The 7249-nt window shown below is 68.0% G+C and carries 6 protein-coding genes; 3 read left to right on the top strand and 3 right to left on the bottom strand.

The window, feature by feature from the left end; genetic code table 11:
* Together gap and tkt are read right to left on the bottom strand one after the other, a co-directional pair.
* The coding region (gene gap, locus RMP09_RS09080; protein WP_310565657.1) for a type I glyceraldehyde-3-phosphate dehydrogenase at nucleotides 1-835 on the bottom strand (835 nt) is incomplete at its 3' end.
* Between the two features lie 51 nt (nucleotides 836-886).
* Nucleotides 887-2968 (bottom strand): transketolase, encoded by a 2082-nt coding sequence (gene tkt, locus RMP09_RS09075; protein WP_310565656.1) that lies wholly within the window; start codon nucleotides 2966-2968, stop codon nucleotides 887-889.
* A 205-nt stretch (nucleotides 2969-3173) separates the two neighbouring features.
* Between tkt and RMP09_RS09070 the strand changes: the two genes are divergently transcribed.
* Nucleotides 3174-3887 carry a nucleotidyltransferase family protein gene (locus RMP09_RS09070; RefSeq protein WP_310565655.1) on the top strand — a complete coding sequence of 238 codons (714 nt, stop codon included), beginning with the start codon at nucleotides 3174-3176 and terminating at the stop codon, nucleotides 3885-3887.
* Here RMP09_RS09070 and RMP09_RS09065 read toward each other — a convergent pair.
* Nucleotides 3884-4678, bottom strand: a complete 795-nt coding sequence (locus RMP09_RS09065) for a DUF4189 domain-containing protein (RefSeq protein WP_310565654.1) — start codon at nucleotides 4676-4678, stop codon at nucleotides 3884-3886. The two genes, RMP09_RS09070 and RMP09_RS09065, sit on opposite strands and share 4 nt — an antisense overlap.
* 411 nt (nucleotides 4679-5089) lie before the next feature.
* Here RMP09_RS09065 and RMP09_RS09060 point away from each other — a divergent pair, with 411 nt between their 5' ends.
* Together RMP09_RS09060 and RMP09_RS09055 are read left to right on the top strand one after the other, a co-directional pair.
* The gene (locus RMP09_RS09060; protein ID WP_310565653.1) at nucleotides 5090-6487 is read left to right on the top strand and encodes an aminopeptidase P N-terminal domain-containing protein; all 1398 of its coding nucleotides are present in this window, start codon (nucleotides 5090-5092) and stop codon (nucleotides 6485-6487) included.
* Nucleotides 6487-7077, top strand: coding sequence for an MOSC domain-containing protein (locus RMP09_RS09055; protein ID WP_310565652.1), 591 nt, complete (start codon nucleotides 6487-6489; stop codon nucleotides 7075-7077). The genes RMP09_RS09060 and RMP09_RS09055 overlap by 1 nt, the downstream gene beginning before the upstream one ends.
* The last annotated feature ends 172 nt before the right edge of the window (nucleotides 7078-7249 follow it).

The raw sequence follows: 7249 nt of genomic DNA, 5'->3' as shown, positions 1-7249 counted from the left end.
TGTCGGTGGTGTAGCCCAGCACGCCCTTGAGCGCGCCTTCGCTCTGCGCCTTCATTTCGGCGCAGATTTCTTCGTAGCTGGCTTCGCTGTTGAGTTCCACCGTCAGGTCCACCACCGACACGTCAGACGTCGGCACGCGGAAGGACATGCCGGTCAGCTTCTTGTTCAGCTCAGGAATCACCACGCCCACGGCCTTGGCGGCACCGGTGGAGGACGGGATGATGTTTTCCAGGATGCCGCGGCCGCCGCGCCAGTCCTTGTTGGACGGGCCGTCCACGGTCTTCTGGGTGGCGGTCGCTGCGTGCACCGTGGTCATCAGGCCGCGCTTGATGCCCCACTTGTCGTTCAGCACCTTGGCCACGGGGGCCAGGCAGTTGGTGGTGCAGCTGGCGTTGCTGATGATGGCCTGGCCGGCGTAGGTCTTGTCGTTCACGCCGTAGACGAACATGGGCGTGTCGTCCTTGGACGGGGCCGACAGGATGACCTTCTTGGCGCCGGCGTCCAGGTGCTTCTGGGCCGTGACCTTGTCCAGGAACAGGCCGGTGGACTCGATGACGACATCGGCGCCGACGTCGGCCCACTTCAGGTTCGCGGGGTCACGTTCCTGCGTCAGGCGGATGGTCTTGCCGTTGACGACGATGTTGCCGCCCTCGACCTTGACCGTGCCCTTGAAGCGGCCGTGCACGCTGTCGTACTGGAGCATGTAGGCCAGGTAGTCGGGCTCCAGCAGGTCGTTGATGGCAACGACCTCGATGTCCGAAAAGTTCTGGATCGCGCTGCGCAGCACGTTGCGACCGATGCGGCCGAAACCGTTGATACCGACTTTGATAGCCATGTCCTCTGCTCCTGTGGATGGATGAAAAAGAAAAGGGAAACCGGAACTCGATTACTTGGCCAGCACGGTGCGGACGGTGTCCACCACGTTGGCCGGGGTGAAGCCGAAGTGCTGGAACAGCACCGGCGCAGGGGCGGATTCGCCGTAGGTGTCGATGCCGACCACGGCCGAGACGCCGTACTTCCACCAGCCGTCGGTCGAACCCATCTCGACGGCCACGCGCGGCAGGCCCTTGGGCAGCACGGCGGCCTTGTACTCGGCGCTCTGGCGGTCGAACACATTGGTGCTGGGCACCGAGACCACGCGCACGGCGATCTTGTGTTCCTTGGCCAGCTGCTCTTGCGCCTTGAGCGCCAGCTGCACTTCGGAACCGGTGGCGATGATCACCGCCTGGGCCTTCTTCTTGATGCCCACGTCGGCCGGCTCGGACAGCACGTAGGCGCCCTTGCTGATGTCGGCCAGGTCGGCCTTGGGCGCATAGGGCAGGTTCTGGCGCGACAGGCACAGAGCGCTGGGGCGGTTGGCGGTCTGCAGGGCCACGGCCCAGGCCACGGCGGTTTCGGCCGTGTCGGCCGGACGCCAGACGTCCAGGCCCGGGATCAGGCGCAGGCTGGCGACGTGCTCGATCGACTGGTGGGTCGGGCCGTCTTCGCCCAGGCCGATGGAGTCGTGCGTGAAGACGTGGATCACGCGCTGCTTCATCAGCGCGGCCATGCGGATGGCGTTGCGGCTGTAGTCGGAGAACGTGAGGAAGGTGCCGCCGTAGGGGATGAAGCCACCGTGCAGCGCGACGCCGTTCATGATCGCGGCCATGCCGAATTCGCGCACGCCGTAGTTGATGTGGCGGCCACCCTGGCCGGCCTCGTTCTTCACCACGTTGCCGGCCAGATCGAAGCGCAGGTTGGGCGTGGACTTGGTGTTGGTCAGGTTGGAGCCGGTCAGGTCGGCGCTGCCACCCAGCAGCTCGGGCAGGGCGGCCGTGAAGGCCTCCAGCGCGATCTGGCTGGCCTTGCGGCTGGCCACGGTCTCGGCCTTGGTGTGGGCTTCGACGGCGGCGTTGACGGCCACCTGGTGGAAGGACTTGGGCAGCTCGCCCTTCATGCGGCGCACGAACTCCTTGGCCAGCTCGGGGAAGGCGGCCTTGTAGGCGGCGAACTGCTCGTTCCAGGCGGCCTCGGCGGCTTTGCCGGCGTCCTTGGCGTCCCAGGCGGCGTACACGTCCTTGGGGATCACGAAGGGCGCGTGGCTCCAGCCCAGGGCTTCGCGGGTGAGCTTGATTTCTTCGGCGCCCAGCGGCTCGCCGTGGGCCTTGGCGGTGTTGGCGCGGTTCGGGCTGCCCTTGCCGATGCTGGTCTTGCAGCAGATCAGGGTGGGCTTGTCGGCGCTGTTCTTGGCGGCGGCGATGGCGGCGCTCACGGCGTCGGCGTCGTGGCCGTCGACGGCGCGGATCACGTTCCAGCCGCAGGCTTCAAAACGCTTGGGGGTGTCGTCGATGAACCAGGGCGCGACCTGGCCGTCGATGGAGATGCCGTTGTCGTCGTACAGGGCGACCAGCTTGTTGAGCTTCCAGGCACCGGCCAGGGCCACGGCCTCGTGGCTGATGCCTTCCATCAGGCAGCCGTCGCCCAGGAACACATAGGTGTTGTGGTCAACGATGGCATGGCCTTCGCGGTTGAACTCGGACGCCAGCAGCTTCTCGGCCAGCGCCATGCCCACCGCGTTGGTGATGCCCTGGCCCAGCGGGCCGGTGGTGGTTTCCACGCCGGGCGTGTGGCCGACTTCGGGGTGGCCGGCGGTCTTGCTGCCGAGCTGGCGGAAGTTCTTGAGTTCGCCGATCGGCAGCTTGTAGCCCGTGAGGTGCAGCAGCGCGTAGATCAGCATGGAGCCGTGGCCGTTGGACAGCACGAAGCGGTCGCGGTTGGCCCAGGCCGGGTTGGTCGGGTTGTGGCGCAGGTGGCGGCCCCACAGCGCGACGGCCATGTCGGCCATGCCCATGGGCGCGCCGGGGTGGCCGGAGTTGGCGGCCTGCACCGCGTCCATGGCGAGCGCGCGGATGGCGTTGGCCTGGGTCTGGGCGCTCACGGTGGAGACAGGAGCGGGGGCGGGAGCGGTGCTGGGGGTGGCGTCGAACATGGGGTGCGGAGGTGGTGGGATGGGAATGGCGCGCGGGCGCGAAACCGCTGATTTTATCGGCCGCACCCGGCCGGCCCCGAAAGCACGGTCCGCGCGGGGCCGGGCCACACGCGACACACAGGCAGCACGCAGGGGCTGGCTCGGGAATAATGGCTCTTTGTCCGGACGGCCCTGCGCCGCCCGCCACTGGCCTGACCCCACCGACATGAGCGCCTCCGCCATCCTCCTGGCCGCCGGTCGTGGCACGCGCATGCGGCCGCTGACCGACCACACCCCCAAGCCCCTGCTGCCCGCGATGGGCCAACCGCTGATGCAGTGGCCCATGGAGGCCCTGATGGCCGGTGGTTTTGTCCACCTGGTGGTCAACACGGCCTGGCTGGGCGAACAGATTTCGGCCCACTTCGCCGACTGGCCGGCCCGCCACCCGGGCAGCCACCTCAGCTATTCGCACGAGGGCGTGGACTTCGGCTACGCGCTGGAGACGGCGGGCGGCATCGCCCGCGCCTTGCCCCTGCTCAACGACGTGTTCTGGGTGCTGGCCGGCGACGTGTACATGCCCGGCTTCGCCTTCACCCAGGCCGCGGTGCAACGCTTTGCCGCCAGCGGTGCGCTGGCCCACCTCTGGCTGGTGCCCAACCCGACGCACAACCCCAAAGGCGACTTCGGCCTGTCGCCCGAAGGCCTGGCGCTCAACAGCAGCGACGGCGAGCGCTTCACCTACAGCACCATCGGCCTGTACCGGCGCGCGTTGTTCGAGACACCGTGGTGCGACATCCTGCCCGGCAACCCCCAGGGCACGGCCGCGCCACTGGCGCCGCTGCTGCGCAAGGCCATGGACGCCGGCCGCGTGAGCGCCGAGCTCTACACCGGGCCCTGGACCGACGTGGGCACGCCCGAGCGGCTGAAGGAATTGGTTTAATTCCGCGTAATCACCACCGCACCACCGGCGCCGCCGGTGTCGTTGTTTTCCCCGCGCAGCACATTGGCGCCACTGATGCTTACGGTGTAGGTGTCAGGGTCGTACTTGCCGGAACCGAGCAGATAGACGGGATTGCTGCCCTGGATGATGACGGTGTTTCCCCGCACGGTGACGCGCGTGTCCTGCTGGACCTTCTTGGACTGGCCCTGGTTGTTGGTGTAGGCCAGGACCATCACGCCCCGATAAATGCCGTTGCCGACCGTTTCATGGACCTGCAATGTTCCCCGGTAAGGAAACCCGTTCGATCCGGCGTACTCCACGCTCCAGTTGCCCTGGATCTGGAATTCCGCGCTGGCCGGTTTGTTCTCCCTCGATGCGTCATCCGGGTCGGCTGAGGCCTTCGTGGCATCGCAACCCCATGAACGGACCTTGCAGCTCGAGCCCCCCCTGACCCGACACTCCGACAGCGCCCGCTGCTGGACGACCGAACTTGTGGCGCCGGTTCCCCAGCCATAAGCGTTGGACCCCTTGGCCTGGTCAGCGGCATAGGCGCCGCATTCACCGCGGAAGCGAAGCACCACGGCGCAATCCGGGCCGCATTCCCGCAAGGCGCGTTTTTCCGCCTGCTCGGAATTGGGATGATTGAAGGAGAAACCGTATTTTTCTCCCTGCAGGCTGTCAATCGCCAGCGCACCCGCCGCCATGGCCCGGCCACCTGCCAGTACAAGCAGCAAGGTGAAAAAAAGTCTGGCCGTAACGGCCCGCATTCCGCAGATCATGGTGATTCCCAATCGAGAGATGGTTCGGGTACAAGGTGAAAAAACGCTGCGCCCGTAGCACACGCCTTTGAGAGCGAGAATACCGAGGCCCGCGGCGATCCGGACCCCATAAACATGGGGTTGCGACAAGGCTGGCCATCCAGGCCTATGGAGACCGCAGCTTCAGCGCGGCCTGCACCTGCCCCAGCACACTGGCCCAATCACCCAACACCTCGATGCCGGATGCACCCTCCATTGGCGGTGGTTCGGTCGCCCGCCAACGGGCTGAACGCTGTCCAAGTCTGCGTAGGCAGACTTGGAGCCGCAGCCCCGCAAGAGGGCGATGCGGATGGCCTGGCGAAGCCGGCTCCACCGCTTCCTGGCTTGAACTGTGCCCCGGGCAGTGGTGCGGCGGTGACGTTGCAAAACACGGAGAATGCCGCCATGGACGCACACACTTCCCACGCCCTCTACGCACAGCGCCGCGCCCGCCTGGCCGCGCAGCTGACCCCCGGTGGCATCGCCATCGTGCCCACCGCGCCCGAACAGCAGCGCAACCGCGACAGCGACTTCCTGTTCCGGCACGACAGCTACTTCTACTACCTGACCGGCTTCACCGAGCCCAACGCCTGGCTGGTGCTGACCGCCGAGGGTGAGGCCACGCTGTTCTGCAACCCCAAGGACACCGAGCGCGAGATCTGGGACGGCATCCGCCTGGGCCCGGCCGCCGCGCCCGAGGCGCTGGGCGTGCAGGCCGCGCACCCGGTGACCGAGCTGGACCAGCGGCTGCCCAAGCTGCTGGAAAACCGCAGCGTGGTCTGGTTCCCCTTCGCCACCCACCAGGGACTGGACAGCCGCATCAACGGCTGGCTGCAGCCGGTGCGCGCCCGCGTGCGCTACGGCGCGCTGTGCCCCGAGCAGCAGCGCGACCTGTGCGGCCCGCTGGACGAGATGCGCCTGATCAAAGACGCCCACGAGCAGGACGTGATGCGCCGCGCCTCGCAGATCAGCGCCCGCGCCCACGTGCGCACCATGCAGCGCTGCGCCGCCATGCTGCGCGCCGGCCAGGACGTGCGCGAGTACCACCTGGACGCCGAGCTGCTGCACGAATTCCGCCAGCACGGTTCGCAGTACCCGGCCTACGGCAGCATCGTCGCGGCCGGGGCCAACGCCTGCGTGCTGCACTACCGCGCCGATGCCGCGCCCATCCGCAGCGGCGAGCTGGTGCTGATCGACGCCGGCTGCGAACTCGACGGTTACGCCAGCGACATCACCCGCACCTTCCCGGCCAACGGCGTGTTCACCGGCCCGCAGCGCACGCTGTACGACCTGGTGCTGGCCTCGCAGGACGCCGCGGTCGCCGCGACCAAGGCCGGTGCACGCTTCACCGATCCGCACGAGGCCACGGTGGCGGTGCTGGCGCAGGGCCTGCTGGATGTCGGCCTGCTCGACAAAAACAAGGTGGGCAGCGCGCAGGACGTGATCGCCAACCGCAGCTACTTCCCGTTCTACATGCACCGCACCGGCCACTGGCTGGGCATGGACGTGCACGACTGCGGCAGCTATGTGGAGCCCAGCGAAGTGGGCACGGTCAGCGAACGCAAGGACCCGCTGAGCGGCGAAGTGATCAAGGATCGGCCCAGCCGCATCCTGCGCCCCGGCATGGTGCTGACCATCGAGCCCGGCCTGTACGTGCGCCCGGGCGAGGGCGTGCCCGAGGCGTTCTGGAACATCGGCATCCGCATCGAGGACGACGCCATCGTCACCGACACCGGCTGCGAACTGATCACGCGCGACGTGCCGGTCCAGGCCGATGAGATCGAAGCGCTGATGCGCGGCTGATGCCCCCGGAGAGCGCACACATCGTCAGCGTCCAGACCGGGGCGGCGCGGCCGCTGCTGATCGGCGGGCGACGTCTGCTCTCGGCCATCGGCAAATCCCCGGTTCCAGGGCCGGTCGCCGTCGGGTCGCTGGGCCTGGCGGGCGACGAGCAGGCCGACCTGTCGGTGCACGGCGGCCTGGACAAGGCGGTCTACGCCTACCCGGTCGAACACCTGCCCTTCTGGCACAGGCTGCGGCGCGAACGCGGCCTGACCCTGTTCGACGAGCCGCTGCCGCACGGCTTCATGGGCGAGAACCTGAGCACCGAAGGCCTGCTGGAACACGGCGTCTGGATCGGGGACCGTTGGGTGATCGGCGATCTGGTGCTGCGCGTGACCGCGCCCCGCGAGCCCTGCTTCAAGTTCAACGCCGTCACCGGTCTGCCCGACGCCGGGCGGCGCATGGTCGAGGGCGTCTGCTGCGGCTGCTACCTCGCGGTGGAGCGGCCCGGCACCGTCGCGGCCGGCGCCGCCATCGCCGTGCACCCCGGGCCCCGGGGCATGACCGTGGCCCAGGCCTTCCTGGCCAAGCGGATCAAGCACCTGCGTTGAGCGCGGACAAAAGATCCGCCCGGGCGATGCGGTACAACCACCGCATGAACACCGACCGCCCCGTCCCCCGCGTTCTCTGCCTGACCATGAACCCCTCGGTCGACCTCGCGACCGAGACCGAGCGCGTGGTGCCCACGCACAAGCTGCGCTGCGGCGACACGCTGCACGACGC

Origin of the sequence: Hydrogenophaga sp. (assembly GCF_031426985.1) — a bacterium.
Taxonomy (GTDB): Bacteria; Pseudomonadota; Gammaproteobacteria; order Burkholderiales; family Burkholderiaceae_C; genus Hydrogenophaga.
The sequence above is the reverse complement of the archived record's forward strand: the minus strand, read 5'-3'. Positions and strand labels throughout refer to the sequence as shown.